Annotated in this window: 21 protein-coding genes; 5 read left to right on the forward strand and 16 right to left on the reverse strand. The window is 35.2% G+C overall.

What is annotated here, in order from left to right; genetic code table 11:
- Positions 1–6: 6 nt before the first annotated feature.
- The 15 genes from J4856_RS09560 to J4856_RS09630 form a co-directional block, all read right to left on the reverse strand.
- Positions 7–1197 carry a glycosyltransferase family 4 protein gene (locus J4856_RS09560; protein ID WP_025838020.1) on the reverse strand — a complete coding sequence of 397 codons (1191 nt, stop codon included), beginning with the start codon at positions 1195–1197 and terminating at the stop codon, positions 7–9.
- A 33-nt stretch (positions 1198–1230) separates the two neighbouring features.
- A complete protein-coding gene (locus J4856_RS09565) occupies positions 1231–2334 on the reverse strand; it encodes a glycosyltransferase family 4 protein (protein WP_025838017.1) in 1104 nt (367 codons plus the stop codon).
- Positions 2335–2548: 214 nt separating this feature from the next.
- Entirely contained in the window at positions 2549–3613 is a 1065-nt protein-coding gene (locus tag J4856_RS09570; protein ID WP_025838016.1) for a glycosyltransferase, read from the reverse strand.
- 124 nt (positions 3614–3737) lie between these two features.
- Positions 3738–4697, reverse strand: a complete 960-nt coding sequence (locus J4856_RS09575) for a glycosyltransferase family 8 protein (RefSeq protein ID WP_025838014.1) — start codon at positions 4695–4697, stop codon at positions 3738–3740.
- Between the two features lie 9 nt (positions 4698–4706).
- Entirely contained in the window at positions 4707–5606 is a 900-nt protein-coding gene (locus J4856_RS09580; protein ID WP_025838012.1) for a glycosyltransferase family 2 protein, read from the reverse strand.
- Positions 5603–6745: an EpsG family protein gene (locus J4856_RS09585; RefSeq protein ID WP_065367770.1), complete on the reverse strand. Its 1143-nt coding sequence runs from the start codon at positions 6743–6745 to the stop codon at positions 5603–5605. The genes J4856_RS09580 and J4856_RS09585 overlap by 4 nt, the downstream gene beginning before the upstream one ends.
- 46 nt (positions 6746–6791) lie before the next feature.
- Complete coding sequence (locus tag J4856_RS09590) at positions 6792–7760, reverse strand: glycosyltransferase family 2 protein (RefSeq protein ID WP_025838010.1); 969 nt, start codon at positions 7758–7760, stop codon at positions 6792–6794.
- Positions 7757–8551: a glycosyltransferase family 2 protein gene (locus J4856_RS09595; RefSeq protein ID WP_044081067.1), complete on the reverse strand. Its 795-nt coding sequence runs from the start codon at positions 8549–8551 to the stop codon at positions 7757–7759. The genes J4856_RS09590 and J4856_RS09595 overlap by 4 nt, the downstream gene beginning before the upstream one ends.
- Positions 8538–9614: a glycosyltransferase family 4 protein gene (locus J4856_RS09600; RefSeq protein WP_065367769.1), complete on the reverse strand. Its 1077-nt coding sequence runs from the start codon at positions 9612–9614 to the stop codon at positions 8538–8540. Before J4856_RS09600 ends, J4856_RS09595 begins: the two co-directional genes overlap by 14 nt.
- On the reverse strand, positions 9611–10600 hold the full coding sequence (locus J4856_RS09605; protein WP_025838008.1) for a glycosyltransferase family 2 protein: 990 nt from the start codon (positions 10598–10600) through the stop codon (positions 9611–9613). The genes J4856_RS09600 and J4856_RS09605 overlap by 4 nt, the downstream gene beginning before the upstream one ends.
- Positions 10585–11577 (reverse strand): acyltransferase family protein, encoded by a 993-nt coding sequence (locus J4856_RS09610; protein WP_249117980.1) that lies wholly within the window; start codon positions 11575–11577, stop codon positions 10585–10587. Before J4856_RS09610 ends, J4856_RS09605 begins: the two co-directional genes overlap by 16 nt.
- A gap of 185 nt (positions 11578–11762) precedes the next feature.
- Entirely contained in the window at positions 11763–13205 is a 1443-nt protein-coding gene (locus J4856_RS09615; RefSeq protein ID WP_065367768.1) for a lipopolysaccharide biosynthesis protein, read from the reverse strand.
- Positions 13206–13233: 28 nt separating this feature from the next.
- Positions 13234–14205, reverse strand: coding sequence for a glycosyltransferase family 8 protein (locus J4856_RS09620; RefSeq protein WP_052349116.1), 972 nt, complete (start codon positions 14203–14205; stop codon positions 13234–13236).
- 4 nt (positions 14206–14209) lie between these two features.
- On the reverse strand, positions 14210–15148 hold the full coding sequence (locus tag J4856_RS09625; protein ID WP_025838004.1) for a glycosyltransferase family 2 protein: 939 nt from the start codon (positions 15146–15148) through the stop codon (positions 14210–14212).
- A 491-nt stretch (positions 15149–15639) separates the two neighbouring features.
- A complete protein-coding gene (locus J4856_RS09630) occupies positions 15640–16101 on the reverse strand; it encodes a DUF6078 family protein (RefSeq protein ID WP_025838002.1) in 462 nt (153 codons plus the stop codon).
- Between the two features lie 1106 nt (positions 16102–17207).
- On the opposite strand from J4856_RS09630, the gene J4856_RS09635 reads away from it, so the two are divergent.
- The 4 genes from J4856_RS09635 (at position 17208) to fmt (ending at position 21781) form a co-directional block, all read left to right on the forward strand.
- A complete protein-coding gene (locus J4856_RS09635) occupies positions 17208–17957 on the forward strand; it encodes an outer membrane beta-barrel protein (RefSeq protein ID WP_025838148.1) in 750 nt (249 codons plus the stop codon).
- A 365-nt stretch (positions 17958–18322) separates the two neighbouring features.
- A complete protein-coding gene (locus J4856_RS09640) occupies positions 18323–18892 on the forward strand; it encodes an L-threonylcarbamoyladenylate synthase (protein ID WP_025838147.1) in 570 nt (189 codons plus the stop codon).
- Between the two features lie 12 nt (positions 18893–18904).
- A complete protein-coding gene (locus J4856_RS09645; protein WP_025838146.1) occupies positions 18905–20701 on the forward strand; it encodes a chloride channel protein in 1797 nt (598 codons plus the stop codon).
- Between the two features lie 57 nt (positions 20702–20758).
- Positions 20759–21781, forward strand: coding sequence for a methionyl-tRNA formyltransferase (gene fmt / locus J4856_RS09650; protein ID WP_025838144.1), 1023 nt, complete (start codon positions 20759–20761; stop codon positions 21779–21781).
- Positions 21782–22191: 410 nt separating this feature from the next.
- On the opposite strand, the gene J4856_RS09655 is transcribed toward fmt, so the two are convergent.
- Positions 22192–23193 (reverse strand): ROK family protein, encoded by a 1002-nt coding sequence (locus J4856_RS09655; RefSeq protein ID WP_025838142.1) that lies wholly within the window; start codon positions 23191–23193, stop codon positions 22192–22194.
- A 129-nt stretch (positions 23194–23322) separates the two neighbouring features.
- Here J4856_RS09655 and J4856_RS09660 point away from each other — a divergent pair, with 129 nt between their 5' ends.
- Positions 23323–24009, forward strand: a complete 687-nt coding sequence (locus tag J4856_RS09660; protein ID WP_025838140.1) for a LysE family translocator — start codon at positions 23323–23325, stop codon at positions 24007–24009.
- Positions 24010–24011 lie beyond the last annotated feature (2 nt).

Below are 24011 nucleotides of genomic sequence, written 5' to 3' on the forward strand. Positions count from 1 at the left end.
AGTCAACTACTTTTCAAGTTTTTCGTATTCTTTGAGCGTTGCCTTCCAAACCTCTTCTTGTCGAAATCTATCAACTATCATTTTACGAGACTGTGAAGCCATCACCTTTATAAGATCTTTATTTTCTATACACCAATTCATTTCCTTAAATAATGCATCTGTATCTTTAGAAGGGAATATTTTACCATTCTGTCCTTCTTTGATAATCTCATTACATCCATTGATGTTAGTTACAATAGATGGTAGTCCCATTGCACCAGCTTGTAACACTACATTAGGAAAACCCTCTCGATAGCTTGGAAAAACTAAAATATCTGCTGCAACAAAGAATGGACGTACATCTCTTTGATAGCCAACAAAACGTACATCTGGATTATTTCTAAGAAAATCCTCATTACCACTCTTCAAAGGGTCGAGTTCTGTTTCAAAACGTCCAACAAGAAGTAACTTTACATTCTTACCTTCTTTTTGAAAACGTTTCATAGAATCAGATAGTTCATTCATACCCTTATCACCAACGATTCGCCCTATGAAAATAAAAACAAAATCATCTTTACTAAGATTTAAGTCTTTACGAATATCTTCTTTACTTCCTGTATATGGCTTTCCGTTTATTCTTGTTTCTGCTGTAAAATGGTCTGGAGAAAAGTAGTCAATATCAACTCCATTTATATTTCCATTCAGAATAACGTTCAACTCCTTTTTTGTTATATGATCCTCCTGCAGAATTTGCTTTACTCCATTTCCTTCGGGAACAACTTTATTTGCAAAAAAACAAGTACAAACTTCCATCCCTTTTAGAATATTTCTAAGAATTCCATGAGCTCCTTGATAACGTAAGCCAGTGACGGTATAAACTCTATGCGGAACGCATGCAAACCATGCTGCTATCATTGCCAAAAGACTTCCCTTGGGAGTATTAGTATGGACACACCATGGCTTCTCCTTACGAAACAGACGATACAAGAACCAAAGCCCTTTGATATCCTTTAACAAACTGATAGGGCGTTCCAAGGGAGCATCCACAACACGAATTCCCTCTCGTTTACTAACTTCCTTCAGAACACCTGTATCTTTTGCAACACCAATAACCTCAAAGTATTGGTTCAAAAACTTCAGCTGCCCTTTCAGTAAACCATCCAAAGAGATATCTGCTGTTGTTACGCGAATAATTTTTTTTCTTTGATTTGCTTCCAATTTTCAAATAAAAATAGGTAAATATTGAGGACTTTATTTCAAGACAGCCTTATAAACATCAGCATAACCATTAACGGTGTTGCTAATATCAAACTCCAAGGCTCTATTATAACAGCGTTCTGCAATTTCGTTATAATAAGCTTCATCACTTGCTAATCGGTTAATTTCTTCTGCCAATGCCTTTGCATCCTCATGTGGGAAAAGAATACCATATCCCTTAGTAACCTCTTTCAAGCCATTAACATCTGAAGCAATAAAAGGTTTATGCGCACTCATCCCTTCTACATTACTAAGACTTAATCCCTCCCAATGAGAAGACATCACAATCACATCTGCTGCTCTCAGGACATTTGGAATATCGGTACGTAAGCCTAAGAATCTAACTCGCTCACTAATACCTAAAGAAAGAGCTAATTGTTTTACTTCCTCCATCCGTTCACCTATACCAGCAAACCAAATCTCGTATTTTTCTTTATCTAATAAGGTTAAAGCCCTAATAATAGTATCTTGGTTCTTTTGCTTTCGGAATCCAGCCACCATCAAGATAGACTTACGATTTTCCTTTAGGTCTAATAGCTCCTTACAAGGGATGGCTTTGGATATGGCTCCAACGTCTATACCATTATTAATGGTTGTAATCATCTTGTACTTATTTGATGATTTATCAAGCCATTCACCTCCCATATATTCCCTTAATTTCTCTTCTGCGATCTTACTGATACAAATCACATGATTGTATCTTCCATACATCCAGCTTTCTATAGGACGGTACCATTTCCAGTTCCGTTTCCGATTTGAGGTGTTATGTTCCGTAGATACAAGTTTCGTGCGAACAAACATATTGGCGATTGCAACAAAAAGTTGTGGTGAAGAATTGTGCGTATGAACAACATCATAGTTTTTCATAATCTTTGCCAATTTACATATATAGAGAGGATTATAAACCCCATGCCCTAATGCGTAAATCTTCGTCTGTGGACATTCAGATTTTAATCGTTTGGTCAGTGGTGTTTCCGTACAATCAAAGATACATAAATCCACCGTATTTCCCAAAGCCTGTAATCTTGGTATCAAATTAACCACCAACGTTTCAGCTCCACCCATATCCAAAGATGTTATGACTTGTAAAATTCTCATTCTCTTGTATCTTTTATGCTATATCGTTCTACTCTACTGATTGTATTATCTGAATAAAACATCAAAATAAGGTTTATATATGTTTCCTGTCATTTTAACATTAGAATACAAATACTTGATATAATGTACTTTATGCTACGACCTATAGTGACAGAAATGACAGCAAAATTGAAAATGTAAAACCTGAACGAGAACCAAGTATTTCTTTTCCGCCTCAGACCTTTTCACCTACTTTCTCCAACAACCGCTTTATAACAACCTCTGGGGCAATCCATTCTTCATAATAACGCCTTGCTCCTTCCTCTAAATGCTTTCGGTAATCTTCATCAGTATTAATCTTTATCACTGCATCATATATTTCTTCAGGAGAGTTGACAAAATGAATATTCTTTCCGTGTATAAGACCTTCTCCTGGCATTTCACGGAGAAGTGGAGAAGATATAATAGCCTTTCCCATACATAGATATTCACCTAACTTCCAACCATGACAACCGCAAACACTTGGTGTATTGAAAACGACAACGCTCTCTTTTGTCTTTCGGATATAATCATCCATTGAAAGACGTTTTTCATATAGAAAGTTCTTATATATTTCTTCATAATAAGGATAGTCAGGCATCTCAGACAAAACAGCAGGGTCATCTTTTAAGTAGTACAAGCCACCTTCGATTTCCATTCCCGCACGTTGACAAGATTTCAAAAATTCCCCTCGATAAAGATTGGTACAATCTTTGGCAAATTGATTATACCATAATGTTGATGCGTGAAAAACATAATTAGATTTTACTTCTACAAAATCTTCATAATATTTAATAGGGCGACGGCGCACATAAATATAGAAGTAATCGTGCATATATCGCCTTAATGATTGAAAAGACGAGGATTTTCCACGATAATAATTTAACAAGCCGAATGATAATAAACCTACAAGAGAATGATTCCTTATGCCAAAATTAGGACCTGGAACAAATAATTTTTCATATTTCTCTAAATCTCCAAACTCTATATTGACTTTAGAATAGATATCACACCAATCATATTTGTCTTTTTCAATTTCAGCTACGTCCTTAATATCAAAATAAACTTTCGTTATTTTACCATTTTCATTATCAAACACTACCTCCATTCCACAACCATATTGACTTGCATTTGTAATCTTTAAATCTTCAAATGGATTAACGGAATATATTATTTTATCTTTCCCAAAAAGTTTATATAAACCTAACCTATAAAATGAGGTATATCTGTATTCTGTTCTTGGATCAATATAAACCTTCATCTAAGTAATCTTTAAAATTATTTGTTAATCAAATTATAGATGGATATCATACTACCCAACCAACATTTTCGATATTATTTAACACCAATGAGATGTATAAAATCTCCTACTTCCATTATAATAACTATATTCTACTTTCCACCAAAGAACGAAGCTTGAGACTAAAGTAATATAGTGGTTTGCAATGATAGTACAGACTTGCAAGTATCTTAAGTTTAGTCGAACGTGAGTCCTTTTCTAACGGAACATTTTTATATAAAGATCTTGCTTTATACTTAAGGAAAATGTCCTTTAAAGGATGCTTACAATTTTCCATCCATGGGCGATTAGCGACACCTGCTGTAAAATGAATAAATATCGGATGCTTTTTTCCATCCTCCATTTCTTCTTCAGAATAGAATGGCTGCTGCTTAAAGCTATGATAAGGGAAAACGAAGAAATTAGTTACCATATTATAATTCACAGATAATATCATTTTACGTATACACACTGCATTAATCAACCCTTGATCGTGATGAAAAACTTTGCCATTATGTGCTATAAGATAATCTAATATTTTTGCTTCAATATCGTCCTCTCTCCATTGCTTAATATTAAGCACAAGAAAGCCTGCATTTACATATGCAGTATCAAAAGACAACCCGATAGCTTTTTTTGCATATAGCGAAACATCATCCAAAACACCAGCTATTTGATAATCTTTCATATCAGTATTCCAAAGTTTTTCTAAACTCCCCGAAACAATTGCATCCACATCCATATAGATAACTTTATCTATGTCACTAGATAAAAGAGAAGAAAGAAATAATCTAGAGTATGATGATATCGAAATTGTAGGCGGCACCCTAACCTTTAAACGACTGTTAATATCACTTATATCATACACATTTAAGAAACCTTGACCACAAGGAATATGTCTTTCAATCTGCTTTATACTTTCTTCGTCTATATTATTAGACAAAAGATGTACTGTTATACAATTCGCCCACTTATTATTATCAAAGAGTGAGACAAGTAATATTGAAACTAATTTGGCATAATTAGCGTCAGAAGATATTGCTATATGAAGATTATCTGATTTCATATTTATTATTTATATATTTCTTTTATCTTTAAGATGCATTAAATATCCTATTGGTGCTAAGAAATACCATCTCCCACTGATTTTAGGTATATCTACTTCATTTGGTGATACACCAGCTTTATTTTTAGTTGTTAAACAAAAACGAAAACGCCAATAGTTTATAGAATTTCTTAATTTATCCTTAAAAGGAATGGGATAATGTACCAATTCAGAGTATGTTAACATACTACCTATAGGACTATTCATCCGTAAGCGTGATATTGCTGACGTGATACCATTTGGTTGATAATCCGCGATATAAATAATACGATTCAAAAATCTCATTTTGTAATGCCGTGCCATCCGAAACCATACTAAAACCTCTGGACAAAATCTTTCTCCTTTAATCTCAGGGAAAGGAAATTGGCGTAACACTTCCGTTCGGAAAACCTCTTTTAAGTCACCTGTAACTTTATAAACTGTTGAGATCTCCCAGGCATGGCAATCAATGTATTCTTTTGGTAAACCACTACCTATTATATTTCCTTTTGCATCTGCATCGACACCACTCAAGCCAAGAAAAGAATCATCATGTTTTATCTTATCCCATTCTTCATGAACAATCAGTAAAGAGTCTGCTGGTAAGAAATCGTCACTATCGGCTATAAAGAATAACTCCCCCTGTGCCTTCTTTACTCCTAAGTTAATTGCCGTATGCTTCCCCCCATTCTCTTTATTAAAATAACGGATTGAGAACTCATTCCTTAAATGCTTTTTCTGTATCAATTCGACAATAGAAGCTGTATTATCTCTACTACCATCATCAACAATCACCCATTCAAATTCTTTGTATATTTGTTTACAAAGACTCTGATATAGCCTGTTTAACAGATTACCTCTATTGTATGTAGGAGTAAATACGGTTATCATAAATTATACAATTTATCATTGTCATATGTATGGTCATACTCATACAATTCTTCTATGAAATCACCTTGTCTGATTCCTGGAGTAAGGAATGTCTTGTATGGGTAGAGTAATATCCCCCATGACGAGAGTATTCGATAGAAAAGGACAACACACAAAAGTGTTATGAAACTTTTTAATGGAACTGCTGATTTTGGTCTGCAAAGTTTTTCTAATATAACAATAACTCCTAATAAACAGTACCATGAAATGCGTCCACCATCAGACGACTTACAAAAGAAAAGTAGAAGCCCACAAAACATCAAATATACATTAACCATAGTCAATGAATATTCATCTTCGCCAATCTTTTTATAATTTGTCAATAGAATGAAAAGAAATAACGCAGATTCAATTACATACTCGATTCTAAATCCAAACTCAGCCGTATTCGCATATCCTGCAATCTTTGCATTATTAATGGCATCTCCAGAGATTGAAAAGACATATTTTGTTAATCCACTAACGCCAAAAATCAACAATGCTAACATGAATAAGATTATATGTTTTTGTTCAAATTTCCGCCTTGGAATAAAATATAAAAGTATCATATACGCTGCAGAATTGTGAATAAGCGTTGCCAGCATCACGAACAAAAGGTATTTCTTAAACTTCCGATGTGTAACATAAGGAATCGCTAACCATATTATACCAGCAGCTAATACTTGGCGAAGATAAGTAAAGGTAAAGAAAAACATCAACCCTTCGAATATAAGAAGGGCAAAGAATGGATTCTTTGTGTTTTTATAGAAATTAATAGCATACACTACATATAATGCCAAGGTGTAAACTAAAATAAAGACATATCGGTTAGGGGTAAAAAATGCAATAAGGTCGTTAATCAATCCATAAACAGGCTCCTTGCCAAAAAACGACAGAAACGATTGACTGAAAACCACTCCTTCACTTATACTCTCGTGCATTCTTTCGAAAACCTCACTGTATATATATCGGTCATATCCACCTAACATATCAGCTAAACCAACAAACAGACCGATACAAAGGCAAAATGCGAAGAAGAAAGATTTAGACACTTTCGTCTCACCATTATGAGCCCATGCAAGAATAGCTGTAAAAAGAAATAAAACTAAATAGTAAGCCATTATAATATCATATCTTTTTAAATTATCAAATTCTTATATCTAATTTTTACAATCGGCGTAATAAAAATAAAATTCTACAAAGAACTACACCAACAGAACAGTTAGTAAATAGCAGAAAAAGATCATACTTTTTTATACCAGTTTTTTTAATAGGGTATAATCCCCTCTCTCGATATTCTTTCAAGCTTTTTCTTATCTCCCTTATAGGATATAGTGTTACCAAACTATAAATATATCCGACAGAACTTAGATTGAGAAGAAACTGAAACACATCTTTCTTTTCGCCAGTCATAACTGAAATATCCTTCTTAATAAGAGAATGAATTGTCTGCGTATCATCACTCAACTTCCTAAGATTAGATAATGATCTACTCCGTGAAGTTGAATTAAAATTAAGTTGATTATAAACATAGCCATAAATTGGCACACAAAGCACATGTTTCATATCAATAATAGCTTTCATATCAAAATACATATCCTCTATATTCTTCGTACCATCTACAAAACGATAATTAATTATTGAACTTCTTCGAAAAATTTTATTCCAAAGATACAGACTTTGATGTCGATACAAATAGCTAACACCATCTATATTTTCTTGAGAATGATAATCTGTATGTTCTATTAAAGCTTGGGAATATTCTTTTTTATAATTAAAGCAGATAAGTTCTGTATCTTCCAATTCTAATAGACTTTCTAATGGGAAACTATTTGTTGTATCCCAAATAACCTGATCATCGGCATCTACAAACCATACCCATTTACCTTGAGCTTCTTCTAAACCACGATTACGAGCAGTTGAAGCACCTTTATTTGTTTGTTGAATCAGTCTAACCTCAGGATGATTCTGAGAGAAAAGTTGAGTTATTTCAGCACCCCGATCAACACTGCCATCATCTACTACCAATATTTCCTTTTCAGAATTGGGTATCGGTAATGATAAGATTGATTCAATACATTTCTGAATGTATTGTTCGCAATTATATAACGGAATTATAAATGATATTTTTTTCATCCTCTTATGTAATAATATGTTCTTGCCAACAAGTAAGTTGGATAACACATATATTTTTTCAGAACATAAAAATGACTTTTAAGTTTAATCTTCCTTTTCGTCTCTGACTGTTCTAAACTTTTCCCTTCAAGATGAATTATCTTGGGTGAAGAGAGTAACATACGCTTATAGCCGGCTTTTGCCATACGAAATTGTAATTCTCCCTCTTCCCCATAAAGAAAAATATTCTCATCAAAACCTCCACATTCTTCTATCGCAGTACGAGGAATAAACATATCAGCTCCACAAATACATTCTACTTCCTTATCCGTATAGTCTGGCGTATAATTTTGTTTACGAAAAAGTCTTCTGAAAAAAGCCCCAATAGTTAATGCAGGGAAATAATGAAAAGACCCACGATATGTACCATCATCTCCTATAAGATAACAACCATAGAGAGTTTTAGGTTCATGACTTTCGGCATAATCATAAAATTCTTTTATTGCATTGTTTACCAAAAGCGTATCAGAGTTTAATAGAAAGAAATATTTTCCACGTGCAACTTTCATCCCAAGATTATTTCCATATCCAAAGCCACCATTCCGTAAACTTTCAATAAGTATAATCCTATTATCTTTGCTTAAACGTTCAACAGAATCATCTTCTGAGTGATTATCTACAACAATTACTTCAAAATCAACACCCTTTGTATGAGCATAAATGCTGTCTATACACGCCAATGTTAAAGAAGGTGTTCTGTAATTTACAATAATTATGCTTACAGATATATTTATAATATTAGTTAATTTCATTCAAAAATTTCTTTAGTTTCAGATATGATTTCTCTATATCAAATTCATAAATAAATTTATTCCCATTCATTGCTATAGTATGACGTAACTGATCATCCTCTATCAATCTTATGATATTCTTAGCTAATGCTTGAGGATCTTTTACTGGAGAGACAAGTGCAGTTTCACCATCTTTTGCCATTTCTAAATAACCTTTGTTATCTGTACAAACAACGGCACACCCACATTGCATCGCTTCACCCACTGTTAATCCCCAGCCTTCAACCTGACTTGAACCAACATAGATTGCAGCATTATTATACAACTTGTTAAAGAGTTCTTTTTCTGGGCGTTGGTAATAATCATACCACACAGGTAAATCTGGTTTATCAAATACGCCAAATAATGTTACGTGTAACTGAGGGTGTTTTTCTTTTACAATATCAAAGGCTTTAGAAGCTGTTGAAAAATCCTTTAGAGCACTGGTATGATACATACAAATAACTTCATATTCATTCCTATCCGTTATCGGATTCTTTACATTAAAGAAAGTAAAATCAAATCCATTAGGTATAAAAACGGATTTTTCACCACAACTATTTACTATATCTTTAAGCCACGTTGAAATTACAATTTTCTTTATTGGAAAATGATAACTTTGTATTACTTGTTCATCCGTAAAACTCCAGTTCTCAAATCCCTGAATAAAATTAAATTTGCCTTCTAAGTATTTACTTTGATAATTCTGCAAGCTGTATGCTGTCTCTATAGCAGTAGCAACTATAACCGCTGGTTCTTTTAGCTGATAATTTTCAAGTTTCCATAACCATCTCTGTCGAATGGAATCCTCTATATGAAACCATTTGGCAGGCTTATACGATTTAAAAATGAGTCGCCAAAGGAAAATAAGTCGGTAAGCTATTGCATGCTTCCAATCATACCTTGCCCCATAATGAATCATTGGATATACTATTTCTACAGGAAAACCGTCTTTGGCAAGTCTATTAGCATATTCAAAAACTATTTTAAAGCCACCTGCTGGTTCCATACACGCACGAGGCATCCAAAAAACTATCTTTCTCATCTTAATTTACGCATTATAGTCCTTTGAAGGTTATAGAGCCAAATACGTTTATAGTGTAATGACAATAACAGAAGTTTATAGTTCCACGTTATCTTGTTGCAACTAATAATCGCAGAATCTGCTTCAGGAAATATTTCTATCCAACTTTGCAAAGAACTCCTATCCTTCTCATCTATCAAATCATTTTTTGCCATCAACTTCCATTCATTTATTTCACGACCTAAATGTGCAGAAAACCCTAAAGATAATAGATAGTCACAAGCAACTCTTACATTCTCAATACGCTGCAAGGCTCTGTTTCGTTTCTTTTCAGTTGAAGACATGCTCTTAATAATAGAATTATTATTATACTGAACGTAGTGATAGAAAGCCTGAGAAAGATAAGAGATTTGTTTCGTACAAGAAAATAAACGAATATTCCAACTTACATCTTCAAAAAGGTCTGCCCCATCTATGAATCTTTGTTTGGATGCTAACAGGAAAGACCTTCTATAAATCTTATTACAAGTAGACCCATGCATCCCTCTACCTAACATTGCACGAATACATTCTATATTATCTTGACCATAAGCTTGGCTGATACGAATGTCATGATTATTATAGCTTTCAAAATAGTCACAATATACAATATCATAATTACCAGAATCTATTTGGCGAACCATAGATTCCACATAATCCATAAAAATCCAATCATCACTATCAGCAAACATGACATATTCACCTTGTGCTGTATCTAAACCTATATTGCGACTTGTAGCAGAGCCAAGGTTCTGTTTGTTCGTAATAATTTTAATATTATCACACCGCTCAGGAAATTCTTCAATAGTTCTACGTAGCTTTATTTCGCTGTCATCCGAGGAGCAATCATTGATAAAAATATACTCTATATTACTATAACTTTGCTCCAAAAGACTCCGCACTGACTTTACGATATAGTCTGAGACATTATAGATAGGGATAATATATGTAACTAATTTAATTTCCATCTTTGTGCTATCGCATCTAATATATAATTTTCGATTCTGCCACAAAGAGTTCTACGAATGAACTCTATAATCACACAAACTAAATACACAATAGGGGGAATAAATAGTACACTCCATAAGATGCTAATCCCATGTAAATTTTTCAAACCAAAGAAATCTGTAAGAAAAGGCATTCCTACATCATTAAAATGAATAATATAGACGGCTAAACAATACACCGCCAAATAATTTATATACCGACTATGAAAATGTAAGTTCTTAAATGCCAAAAAAAGAAAGATTGCATTTGCTACTACGAAAACTGAATTTATATTTTCGAAACTTGTGAATCCAAAATGAAGAATATAAGAATATAATAGCTCTAATAACACCATCAAGAATGTATTACCTATAAAAGCACAAGTCCAAAAAAATGACGAACGATTAACAAGTCCATACAGCTTTATATATCTTCCTATTAAATATAAAATAGCGAAATTTATTATACCTCCTCCAAAGTCGGGGACAAATTGCCTAAAATTGAATATATAATTAAAAGTTGCCCAACCATAAAAAACAACACAATTTAATAGTACCAGTTGCTTTAACTGTCTCTTTGACAAACTGTCAACTAATTTGTTTAACAATGGTGACAATCCACATAATATAAAATAACAAGATATAAACCAGAATTCATTAGAAATGATTGGCAAAAAATAAGGTAGACAACCTTTGATATCATTTTGTCCTATAATCTTATAAATTACTATTACCCAAGAAAAGAATAACACAGAAAACCAAATTTTTAATATTTTACGCCAATTGAAGTTTATGCCAAAATAACCTGAAATTAGTATGAAAGTGCTTACAGCAACAGTACAGAAGCTATAGAGGAGTCTTGAAAGGGTATAGTCCTCCCCCCCCCTAATAGTGTATTGTCGTATGTAATTTGCATGCCTTTCCCAATAAGATGCCCACCTACAACAAATAACATACACAATATACGCAATAACTCATAAGATGAGTTTCTTTTATTGTATTTATTAATTATACCTACCATAAACAAACTTTTTTAGTAAAGGACTTAAACGAACAAATCACAATAAAATTATATATCTATGATATTATAATAGCCAGCCCTTTCAATCTGTCTATATAATTATATCGCTGTTTCATATATTAATTATTTACCTATCTTCTCACGAACTAACGCTAATAGATAATTAAAATCTTGAGACTTAGTTAGAATAGAGAGTAAAACGTAAGAAAACATTCCTACACATATACCCACTAATAGTCTTAGCCACATACTTGAAAGGAAAAAGACTGAAAGGTAAACTATTATACCCATGGTTAAAGAATATAATATGGATGGTAACATTTCCTTTAATTGTTTAACTATTCCAAATTGTAATAGTTTTCCTGTATAATAGGAATTAATACACATGCTTACTAATGATGAAAATACACTACCTACACATATAGCCAAAATTCCAAATGGTGCTGAAGCTATAAGAAAAAATATAACTGTAAATTGTTTTACAACCTCCAACTTTAAGAATAAATCAGAACGGCCTCGCGCTTTTAGAAGGTTTAAATTTAAAATGTGTACATGCCACCACATCCGGGCAAAACAAAGTACTTGTAAATATACGACACAAGGTAACCATTTTTCAGTTACTAAGATTAAAACAAGAGGTTTAGCTAAAACCACCAATCCTATCATTATTGGAAAAATAACATAGGCAGATATACGTAACATACGTTTAAAAGAACCAATTAATTGTGCATCGTTATCTTGAAATTTACTTAGTACAGGGTAAGTAACGCTATCTACTACACCAGTAATAGTTTTTACAGGAAGTGCTGCATAACCATCAGCTCGACCATAAAATCCTAATGCACTTGCAGAAAATATTTTTCCAATTACCAGCGAATAAATATTCCCCGAAAAAGTTGCCATAATAGATGAGATAAGTATCTTTGAGCCAAAACCAAATAACTTACAAAATGATTCACGCGAGAAAGCTAACTTCGGTATCCAATGTTGAAAATGCCAATAAAGCAAACATTTTACAAATAACATTACAAATTGTGGATAAATTAATGACCACACTCCATATCCTGAAAATGCAAGAATTATTGATAAAACGCCTGACACTACAGTGATTACCATGTTAATTATACTCTTTTTTTTGAATTCTAAAAAAATAGATAACCTGACGTCTTGGATTGCAACCAAAGAACTAAGGAAAATAATAAAAGAGTATGTCCGGACAATCTTTGTTAAAATCTGTTCTTTATAAAAGTCAGCTATAAAAGGAGCAGATAGGAATAATATCAGTGATATAAAAAAGGACAAAGAAAGGTTCATAAGAAAGACCGTAGAATAATCTTTCTCCGTTCTATCTTTTTTTTGAATAAGAGCAGTTCCAAACCCAGCATCAACGAAAGTATAAGAAAGCATCACAAAGATGCCTACCATCGCAACCAATCCATAATCAGCAGGGGAAAGTAAACGTGCAAGAATAATACCTTGCACGAAACCAAAAATTTGAAGAGAAAGTTTCTCCATACCTCCCCATATTATTCCTGAAAAAGCTTTTCCACGTATATTTTCTTCCATAAGAAATTAATATTTAGATTTAAATACTTTAGACATCATTATTCATAATAGAATAAGGATAAACATGTTGTGGCAAAGGCTTACGAAGATGTAACATCCGTAAAAAAAATCCTAAATGATGTTTCAAAGGATTATATGCGAACCTTCGCTTTATCTTATAAGTTTTCCATTGGGTCTGCTTTAGATATTTAAGAAAATATTTTTTATAAGGATTTAAACATTCTACATGCCAAGGTTTTGCCATTGAGGTATAATGAATGATGATCGGATTTTGACGTGCTTCTATGAGTTGTTGATGATATTTTTTTTCATCTAACTCCATCAATTCAGGCTTGTAAATAAAACCATCCTGAAAATTCCATTTGAAAGGCAACATCTTTTTATCATCTTTAAAACAAATATTTAAAACATCTTGATCATGATATTTTATTCGTTCTGGATCTTTCTTTATTAATTCCCAAAATAAGCTTTTAGCATTAATATCTCTCCAATATGCAAGATTAATCAGTAACAATCCTGCATTAAAATATCCTAACTCTGGATTATAGCCTAAACGTTGGAAGTCATGAATTCTTTCTGACATGTCAGTTACAGCAGCCAATGCATAGTGTGAAATATCTATATTCCAGAGTTCAGCTATCGAGCCCAGGACAATCATATCACAATCCAAATAAATTACTTTATTAATAGAATCTGGAAGAATTTCTGCAAATAACAATCTATAATATGTTGCTTTCGTTATAAACAATTTTGGATTAGATGCACCCAACTGGGGGAAATCATCAAATAAAGTATCATCCACAAGATGGAATAGAAGAGAATGTTGAGGATTCTCACATAAAACTCGATTCAATTCCTTTTTTTGTTGTGTGGTAACGCTCTCATCTACAACTATATGAAAAACTATTCGTTCTTCATTATTATTAACTGATAATGATTTTATCATGACCCCAGTAGGCATCACATAATTTGAATCAGTAGTACATACGACATGCATCATAATTCTACCATTTTAATAATTGATAAAGAAAATGTTTTACCTTATACGTAAAATCCATTTTCCTTCGCTGTCTTACAAATGATTTTATCAGAGAAATAGGCACACCATTCTGTTCAAAAATATTCAAAGCTTCATGGTAACGGGTTTTATCTTTTTTTTTCTTAAGCTCTAATAGACAAGTAATAAAAAAGCTATCATAGGTAAAATACTTAAGATTATGTTGCTCCATAAAGGCTACTCGTTTTGCAAAAACAGTCCACCGGTCCTTGAACTTCTCCATATCCATTTCTGTATATGTAATAGAACCATCTCTATAAGTTACACAATATATCGCAATTCCAACACCTTTAACTCGTTTTGCAAAATAACCAGCTAAATAAGAGAACGTATTATCATTATGTATGCGAGTTTCATCAAATCTGATGTGATATTTTTCGATAACATTGGATTTAAAAAACTTTGCCCATGGAACTCCAGACTCATATCTAACAAGCCACTCGTTGCTCTCATTATCAGACATATACCTTTCCAGCTGATTATTCACAGCCCCTCCACGATTATTGTTTACATAAGTAACACTATCAAGAGAGTTTGCAAAGAAATATATAACATCTTCAGAAGCATCCTTATATTTATCTAAGCATTCATCAATGCAATAATTAAAAAAGTCATCAGCATCTGCAAATATTAACCATTTACTATTGGAATGTTCTATTCCAATATTTCTTGCATGTCCAGCCCCCTTAGATGATTTGTCAAAAACAACAATTGTATTTTTACGTTGTAGTCCTGGGAAATGTTCAAAGTCAACAATAGCAGGATCACTATTATCATCCACAATGATAACTTGTACATCATCTCTTTCTGGAATAGAATCCAAACACCGTTGCAAAAGCTTGGGAATGTTTTTATGAGGAATTATAATACTATAAATAAAATCCATTTAATATGTAAATTATGTCGAACTAAAAATAAAACAAGATTTTTTAAGAAGCTGTATAAATACCTTTGCTTACATTATGTTTAACATTAATAAACATTCTGATAAATTCTTGTAACTATTCAGCGATAATATACGTTGAATATCAAGAACCTATAAACTTAACATTGTGACAAAAAGGTTCGAAGTGACATTCTTTATTAGAATTTGTATGCATTTATTTATGTAACTTGTTGATAATCAACAATAGTTTATACACATTGTCGCTAAATAGTTACAAAGATTAAATCACTTTTATGCCATCTATAACATCTTTAATGCTTTTCCGAGACCTCCAAACTAATTGTACGAATAGCCCGGACACTTTGTCCGAAGCCTCCAGACAGAGTGTCCTAGAGTGTCGGAAAGTTTGTCCGAAGGCTCCGAATAAACTTTAAATAGCACTTTTATGATGCTTAAACTAATCATATCTTGTTTAAAAACGGACTCAATACTTACTGCCGGAAGGGTATTGATTCAAATGTCCGTTCGTATTTAGGTTCGTTATAGCCATACTTCATAAATAACGCTTTGATATCATCTGCCATCGACTGTGTATAAAGGTATCCATTTTCAGCATTGCTATAACGATAAAAATTGCTGCGTCCTCGAAAATAGGTATATACTTCTTTGCGAAGACTTGGTAAATCCATACGGCGCACCTCATCGAAGAAATGAGTAAACCCCGCATAACAAGTGACGAGCTTCTTCTCCTGATACATCCTGCAACAACCATCCACAAGGTTTTCAGCCTTAAGAACTGAAGGATAAATGGCATCACCCCAAGTATTGTTCACCGGTTGTAAACTGTAATACAAATGATGAAGACAAGTTTCTTTCAAAGAACAACCCTCCAGAAAGCAAGCTTCATAACCTTTAGGGAATGCGTTTAAGCTGAGTAAATCGTTTATTTCCATAGTTAATCATTGATATTAAACTATCAGTCTGAAGAAAGAGAATCATCTAGAACACCCCATAAATGAAATTGTCAACTGTTTGAATGAAAAACATCATCTCCTCCCTGCAAACAAGGATTTGCTCGCAGGCTGACAACTATTACGGTTCCTCCACTTTAGAACGAAACGCAAAAACAAAAGGACTTGAAACAGTTACAATCGTTCAATTAAACAACAAAAACTGTGTTGGTCAATTCAGTAGTTGGGATTCGCTCGCAGACTCTTTCTGTTAATAGTTTTTATTTTCTGTTATTATGGGTACAAAATTAAATAAAAAAAATGAGAAAAGAAAGAATATTCATAGAATAATTGTAGGCACACGATATAAAAAAGAAAGAAATGGCCCCACCCCCTAACCCCTCCCCCAAAGGGAGGGGAGTAATCACCGAGATACCCCGCACGTATGATGACAAAGCAAAGACAGAATGACATAGAGACATAATTAATACTCCAACCACCTATCCTGTATTGAATATGTCATAACAAATGTCTTTATGTCATTATGGCTTAACATATTTATCCACACAGCCTATATCGAATATGTCATTAAAAAATATGGCTTTATGTCATTATGGCTATCAAACATATTTATTCACACAGCTTATATCGAATATGTCATTAAAAAATATGGCTTTATGTCATTATGGCTATCAAACATATTTATCCACACAGCTTATATCGAATATGTCATTAAAAAATATGGCTTTATGTCATTATGGCTATCAAACATATTTATCCACACAGCTTATATCAAATATGTCATTAAAGAATATGGCTTTATGTCATTATGGCTATCAAACATATTTATCCACACAGCTTATATCGAATATGTCATTAAAGAATATGGCTTTATGTCATTATGGCTATCAAACATATTTATCCACACAGCTTATATCGAATATGTCATTAAAGAATATGGCTTTATGTCATTATGGCTTAACATTATCTATACCTTTATGTCATTCTGTTTAGCATTCTGTATCTTTATATGTATGAAAAAGCCACAAGATATCAATGGTTTGAAGAAAAATTACTATCTTTGCAACATAATCAGTTATCCTAAAAAAATGAAAAAGATTATATTGATTGCTGCCATCCTTTTAGGGGCATTGACAAACGGACAAGCTCAGGTAATAAACAAGAACGCCGCAAAGCGTATTGGCGAGGCTGTGAAAGAAGGCTACCAAGACGTTAAAGAAGCTATTGTTCAAGATACCAAACCAACTGGTGATCATACGATTTGGGACATCTACGTAGCCCCAAAAGTTGGCTTAAACTTATCTAACCTTTTAGGTGTTGAGAATAACATAAAACCAGGAGTCGTTGCTGGAGCCTATGTTGAGGTATTCTTGGCTAAGAACATTGCGTTAGACGTAGAAATGCAGTATAGCCAGCAAGGAGCATCGGGCATCTATCGAAATATCAGCGCAACAGATGACTATGGTAATCCTGTTACACAGAAATATGGTCCATACAGCGTAAATCTGCATTATATCAACACGAGCTATTTAGTTCGTTGGTATCCTTGGGCTGATTTACCATGGAGTTTCACTACAGGCATACATACAGGATATGTCGTAAATGCACATGCGAAAGAGAAACATGGTGAAGATCTCAATCTAAGGAATCATATCTATAAAGGTGATATAGCTATCCCTATCGGTGCTAGCTATGAGTGGAAGCAGTGGCAGATAGAGGCACGTTACAACATATTCTTCAGGAAGTTAGCGAAAGACGATAAAGCAAAGGATTTACTAAAGAACGCTCGTAACAGTATGTTTGAGGTGACTCTTGGATACAGAATACAGGTTCTTTGACGCAAAGTTTAAAGACAGAATACTCATAAAGAGACAGGGGAACAGAACTCCCTGATTCAAACCCATATAGACCTCTAAGGTAGGGAGAATTCACAGAAGTCTCGTCACCAACACTTCGTGAGAGATGATTAGAGACTAATACGCTTGCAGTTCGCAAACCCAATAACAACAAACCAATCACCCTTCACTTAGCAAATTTGCCCCCTCCCTTTTCGGGGAGGGATGCGGTATTTTTTCCTTATTAGCAATGAGGAGACACTATACAATATATCTTTTCTTTTTATAAGTTTTGTTTTGTGTTCTCGTTTTTTTACTCTAACTTTGCGTTTACTAATAATACTTAGAAAGAAAAAAAAGAAAAGACGATGAAACAGGAAGACGACATCAAGAAAGCTATCGAGGTGATGAGACAAGGTGGTATTATTCTTTACCCTACGGATACCGTTTGGGGTATAGGTTGCGATGCTACCAATGCAGAGGCAGTGGCAAAGGTTTATGCTTTGAAACGCAGAGACGATTCGAAGGCACTGATTTGCCTGGTCGATTCTGACCATCGTCTTCAGCGTTATGTGCGTGACGTACCAGATGTTGCTTGGCAGCTGATAGAGGCTGTTGAGAAACCAACAACATTAATTCTTGATGGCGCAGTGAATCTTGCTCCAAATTTGATAGCAGAAGATGGTTCTATCGGTATTCGAGTTACGAAGGAAGCGTTCTCTCACGAGTTATGTTATCGATTCCAAAAAGCAATCGTCAGTACGTCAGCGAATGTCAGTGGTGAACCAGCTGCACAAAACTATTGTGACATCTCACAGGAGATTCTTGATGGTGTTGATTATGTTTGTCAGACAAGACGTCAGGAGCACAAACCACACACTCCATCTAGCATTATCAAGTTGACTGCTGATGGCGAAGTAACAATTATAAGGAAATAATTGAACAGATAGATGAAAGCATCAGATAGTCTGGGACTTATACCTCGTCTTGACAATTGGCGAAAGAATCATGTGTCCAATCGTGAGCTGGTCTTAGTATTAGCATTTGCGATTGGCTTTCTGGCTTCTTTAGCAGCCTACATTCTTCATGTAATTATCAAGGTGATAGAGGAATTGGTTACCTCCGGATTTCATGTTACAACCATAAACTGGCTCTATCTCATCTATCCAGTCGTAGGAATTTGGCTCACAAGTTTGTTTGTTAAGTATGTTGTACGTGATAATATCTCGCATGGTATAACACGTGTCCTCTATGCCATTTCTACAAACCAATCGCGCTTAAAAGCCCATAACACATGGTCGTCTATTGTTGCGTCTGCTATAACGATTGGCTTTGGTGGTTCGGTAGGAGCTGAGGCACCTATCGTCTTAACGGGATCAGCAATAGGAAGTAACCTGGGACGTATATTTAAGTTAGACAATCGCACGCTTATGCTCCTCGTCGGTTGTGGCGCAACAGCAGCGGTATCAGGAATCTTCAAAGCCCCAATAGCAGGTTTGGTCTTCACACTTGAAGTGCTGATGGTAGATTTAACGATGGCTTCTCTTTTGCCTATCTTGATAGCATCCGTAACAGCAACTTGTTTCTCTTATTTCTTTACGGGTGGTTCATCAATGTATCATTTTCAGATGGACTACCTTTGGGGACTTGATCGCGTTCCACCAACAATCCTGCTAGGTATAGCTTGTGGATTTGTCTCTCTTTATTTCATGCGACTGATGTCATGGTGTGAGAATGGTTATTCGAAGCTATCTTCACGTCCTTATATGAAACTCCTTGTGGGTGGTTTGGTACTTTCTCCGCTTATCTTCCTCTTCCCTTCTTTATATGGAGAAGGATATAACAGTTTGAGACTGTTTATTGAAGGTAAGACGGAAGCCGACTGGATGCAGGTGATGAGCGGTTCCATGTTTGCTGGAGAGACAAAATTCCTTCTGTTGTATGTGGGTTTTGTCACGATGACAAAGGTCTTTGCAACCAGTGCAACAAATGGTGCAGGTGGTTGTGGTGGAACCTTCGCTCCATCATTGTTTATTGGCGGTTTTGCAGGTTTTTTCTTTTCTCGATTCTGGAATATGCAACAACTTGGTGTATATGTTCCTGAGAAGAACTTCACACTCTATGGAATGGCAGCGGTAATGGCAGCGGTGATGCATGCACCACTGACAGGCATCTTCCTTATTGCAGAGTTGACGGGTGGTTACCAGCTTTTTATCCCTTTGATTATTGTGACGATTAGTTCCTATCTCACCATTAATATTTTTGAGCATCATAGCATTTATGCAGAACGTTTAGCAAAACAAGGTAAATTGCTCACCCATCATACGGACAAGTCCATCCTCACACTGATGAGCATGGATAAGCTTGTGGATCGCGAGTTTACATCAGTCAGTCCAGATATGGAGATGGGACAACTCGTTCATGCTATCAGCGGGAGTCGAAATGACTATATCCCTGTACTCAATGAATCGGGTACTCTATTGGGTGAGATAGATATAAACAAACTTCGACATATTATCTTCCGTACAGAGCTTTATCATCGCTTTCATGTGAGTCAGCTTATGACGGAACCAGCAGCAACGCTTGGCGCCAATGACCCAATGGAAGATGTGATGAAGACTTTTGAACGCACGGGGGCACAATATCTGCCTGTCGTCAATATTGACAGTCAGCTTGTTGGCTATATCTCTCGTGCCCGCCTGTATAGTATGTATAGACAGTTTGTAGCTGACTTTAGTGCTGAGTAGAGTTTTTGTCAACTACTCTCATTTTATCATCTTCCTCTTATAAAATCATCAAAGACAATGAAAAAAGAAGATATACGCATTGTTTTCATGGGAACTCCAGAGTTTGCTGTGGAATCATTGAAGGCATTAGTTGAGAATGGTTATCATGTTGTCGCTGTTGTTACACAGCCTGATAAACCTGTTGGTCGTCATCAAGAGACGTTACAGCCATCACCTGTGAAGCAATATGCACTTGCACATCATCTGCCTGTCCTACAACCTGTTAAGATGAAGGATGCAGATTTTATTGAAGAATTGCGTTCATACAAGGCTGATTTACAGGTCGTAGTAGCATTTCGTATGTTACCAGAGATTGTTTGGGGAATGCCTCGATTGGGTACATTTAACGTTCATGCAGCCTTACTTCCACATTATCGTGGTGCTGCTCCTATCAATTGGGCAGTCATCAATGGTGAAACGGAGACGGGTGTGACAACCTTCTTCCTCGATAAGGATATTGATACTGGTCGCATTATTCTTCAAAAGCCGTTTGCCATTCCTGATACGGCAGACGTTGAGTATGTCTATGATGGGTTGATGCATTTAGGAGCAAAAATAGCCATGGAGACTATCGACCTGATAGCATCTAAATTGCCTGAAGATAATTTGGAGAAAGTTGATTTCACTGCTGTCTTAAACGACATCAGCGCTCCTCAAGCATGTGAGGATGTGGAGCTACCTACCGCACCAAAGATTTTCAAAGAGACTTGTGAAATCAATTGGAACCAGTCGGCTAAGAAGATTTACGACTTTGTGCGTGGTCTTAGTCCTTATCCTGGGACATGGAGTACGCTCCATCCTATTTCACCCAATGGCGAAAAACCTTTGGTGATGAAGGTTTACAAAACAGCAAAATCAGATCATCCTGCCACTGGAACACCTGGTACGCTTGCCATAGAGAAGAACCGCTTGTATGTTAACACTTCAGATGGTTGTATAGAACTGCTTGATATTCAGCTATCTGGTAAAAAAAGAATGGATGTTCGCTCATTCTTGAATGGATTTAAGGGTATAGAAAACTACACTTTCCGGAGAGAGTGACTTGTTTTTAATTCATAATTAATAATTCATAATTATGATTAGCACTCCTGGGAAAAGTATAAAGTAAAAAGGTAAAAGCGCAGCGGGAAAAGTAAAACTGTAACCCGTTATTCCAAAGTTTGAAAAGACTTTCTTATCATTAGCCCTTTTAGTTCCCCAAAAGAACATGTCATTGAAAATGTGTTCTTATGTTATTCTGTCTAGGACCTTAGCACTATTATGTTCAAGGTTCAAATGTCTAAGAAAAGAAATAGGGACAAACGACCTCGTAAGTTAAAGTATCTTCTTGATGAAGAACTACTTACAAGGGTGTTTGTCCCTATAACTAAATCTATAAGTCTCAGATTCTATTCAACTGATACAGAAAGCCTGTACATACAAAAGTTGAGAGAATCCTAACTTATTTTTAATTACAATTCCCAACCGATAGCTGAAGCACCGAGAACAGCAGCAGCAGCATCATCAAGTGAACTAATCAAGAACTTTGGCTTATCTTTGAAGATTTCCAATGCATGCTCTTTGTAAGATCGCATGATAGGCTCCATCAATAAGTCGCCAGCCTTAGTCAAACCACCGAAGAAGATAAAAGCCTCTGGAGAAGAGAAGGTGGCAAAGTCAGCACAAGCTTCACCAAGCAGATTACCAGTGAACTCGTAAACACGCTTAGCAAGTGCATCACCACGACCAGCTGCAATAGAAACATCCAAAGATGTAATATCTTCTGCCTTAATATCACGTAACAAAGATTCCTCCTTGCTCTGCTTCAAGAACTCACGTGCAGTACGTGCAACACCAGTAGCAGAACAATAAGTCTCCAAGCAACCTTTACGACCGCAACCACAGGTGCGACCCTTTCCGTCACGTACCATTATAACATGGCCCAACTCACCTGCAAAACCATCAGAGCCATAGACCATCTGACCATTGATTACAATACCAGAGCCTACACCTGTACCGAGGGTAATCATGATAAAGTCCTTCATGCCACGCGCTACACCATACTGCATCTCACCAATGGCAGCAGCATTTGCATCGTTCGTAAGACCAACTGGAATACCTAACTTCTTTGAGAACATGTCACCCAATGGCACTACACCATCGTGACCCCAAGAAAGGTTAGGTGCAAACTCAATCGTTCCACGATAGAAATTACCATTAGGAGCACCAATACCCATGGCACGGAACTGCCCTATTCCACCGTATTTTGCAACGAGTGGTTTGATAGCCTCTACGCCAGCCTCTACAAAATCGTCAACAGTCTTGTATGCCTGTGTTTTTATAGAGTTTGTCGCAAGTACCTGACCACGCTGATCAACTACTCCGAACACCGCATTTGTTCCTCCTAAGTCTAAGCCGATAACGAAAGGCTTTTCCAATCCAGTTACTACTGGCTTTTGCTCTAATATATCCATGATATAATAAGTTTTTAGTTTAATATACTATGGGCAAAGTTATGAAAAAAGTGGTATTCCACAAAGTTTTGTTAGGTAAATTTGCTTATCTCATATTATTTTTGCAATTTTGCACTCAAAATAATAGGTATGCAATTTCCCATTCAATTAGATATACTGGATTTCATTTTTAAGGGACTTCTCATAGGTATTATTGCTTCAGCTCCCATGGGTCCAGTAGGAATATTATGTATACATCGAACCTTGAACAAGGGGCGTTGGTATGGTTTTATAACTGGTATAGGAGCGGCTGTAAGTGACACTATTTACGCACTTATCGTTGGATTAGGAATGAGCTTCATTATGGGACCTTTAGAAAACCCTAGCTATAAGCTTGGCATACAGATTTCAGGAAGTGTTCTGCTTCTATTATTCGGAATCTATTGCTTCAAATCCAACCCTATGAAGAAGGCTCATAAAAGCGGCAAAGAAAAGGGTTCTCTATTCCATAATGGCGTAACAGCATTCTTGGTAACACTCTCTAACCCATTGATTATCTTTCTCTTCATTGCATCATACGCACAGTTTGCATTTGTTCAGCCCGATCGCCCATTAGAGATGATTATCGGTTTTGCTTGCATACCTGCTGGCGCATTGCTATGGTGGTATGGCTTATCATGGTTGATTGATAAAATCAGAGGTAAATTTGATGATAATGGTATTCTTATCATAAATAAGGTAATAGGTTCTGTTGTCATCCTGTTCTCTATCATTATGCTTTTGGGAACAGTATTTAATCTCTATCATTTGCCAACAATTGATAATTTAATGGACTAAGG

The organism is Prevotella scopos JCM 17725 (genome assembly GCF_018127785.1).
Classification (GTDB): Bacteria; Bacteroidota; Bacteroidia; order Bacteroidales; family Bacteroidaceae; genus Prevotella; species Prevotella scopos.

Excerpts from the sequence above, each read along its gene's own strand:
- J4856_RS09625 (WP_025838004.1), bottom strand. The coding sequence starts at position 15,148 with ATGGATTTTATTTATAGTATTATAATTCCTCATAAAAACATTCCCAAG.
- J4856_RS09580 (WP_025838012.1), bottom strand. The coding sequence starts at position 5,606 with ATGATAACCGTATTTACTCCTACATACAATAGAGGTAATCTGTTAAAC.
- J4856_RS09570 (WP_025838016.1), bottom strand. The coding sequence starts at position 3,613 with ATGAAGGTTTATATTGATCCAAGAACAGAATACAGATATACCTCATTT.
- J4856_RS09635 (WP_025838148.1), top strand. The coding sequence starts at position 17,208 with ATGAAAAAGATTATATTGATTGCTGCCATCCTTTTAGGGGCATTGACA.
- J4856_RS09595 (WP_044081067.1), bottom strand. The coding sequence starts at position 8,551 with ATGAAATTAACTAATATTATAAATATATCTGTAAGCATAATTATTGTA.
- J4856_RS09590 (WP_025838010.1), bottom strand. The coding sequence starts at position 7,760 with ATGAAAAAAATATCATTTATAATTCCGTTATATAATTGCGAACAATAC.
- J4856_RS09630 (WP_025838002.1), bottom strand. The coding sequence starts at position 16,101 with ATGGAAATAAACGATTTACTCAGCTTAAACGCATTCCCTAAAGGTTAT.
- J4856_RS09605 (WP_025838008.1), bottom strand. The coding sequence starts at position 10,600 with ATGGAAATTAAATTAGTTACATATATTATCCCTATCTATAATGTCTCA.
- J4856_RS09640 (WP_025838147.1), top strand. The coding sequence starts at position 18,323 with ATGAAACAGGAAGACGACATCAAGAAAGCTATCGAGGTGATGAGACAA.
- J4856_RS09585 (WP_065367770.1), bottom strand. The coding sequence starts at position 6,745 with ATGGCTTACTATTTAGTTTTATTTCTTTTTACAGCTATTCTTGCATGG.
- J4856_RS09660 (WP_025838140.1), top strand. The coding sequence starts at position 23,323 with ATGCAATTTCCCATTCAATTAGATATACTGGATTTCATTTTTAAGGGA.
- J4856_RS09575 (WP_025838014.1), bottom strand. The coding sequence starts at position 4,697 with ATGAAATCAGATAATCTTCATATAGCAATATCTTCTGACGCTAATTAT.
- J4856_RS09620 (WP_052349116.1), bottom strand. The coding sequence starts at position 14,205 with ATGATGCATGTCGTATGTACTACTGATTCAAATTATGTGATGCCTACT.
- fmt (WP_025838144.1), top strand. The coding sequence starts at position 20,759 with ATGAAAAAAGAAGATATACGCATTGTTTTCATGGGAACTCCAGAGTTT.
- J4856_RS09600 (WP_065367769.1), bottom strand. The coding sequence starts at position 9,614 with ATGAGAAAGATAGTTTTTTGGATGCCTCGTGCGTGTATGGAACCAGCA.
- J4856_RS09655 (WP_025838142.1), bottom strand. The coding sequence starts at position 23,193 with ATGGATATATTAGAGCAAAAGCCAGTAGTAACTGGATTGGAAAAGCCT.
- J4856_RS09645 (WP_025838146.1), top strand. The coding sequence starts at position 18,905 with ATGAAAGCATCAGATAGTCTGGGACTTATACCTCGTCTTGACAATTGG.
- J4856_RS09565 (WP_025838017.1), bottom strand. The coding sequence starts at position 2,334 with ATGAGAATTTTACAAGTCATAACATCTTTGGATATGGGTGGAGCTGAA.
- J4856_RS09615 (WP_065367768.1), bottom strand. The coding sequence starts at position 13,205 with ATGGAAGAAAATATACGTGGAAAAGCTTTTTCAGGAATAATATGGGGA.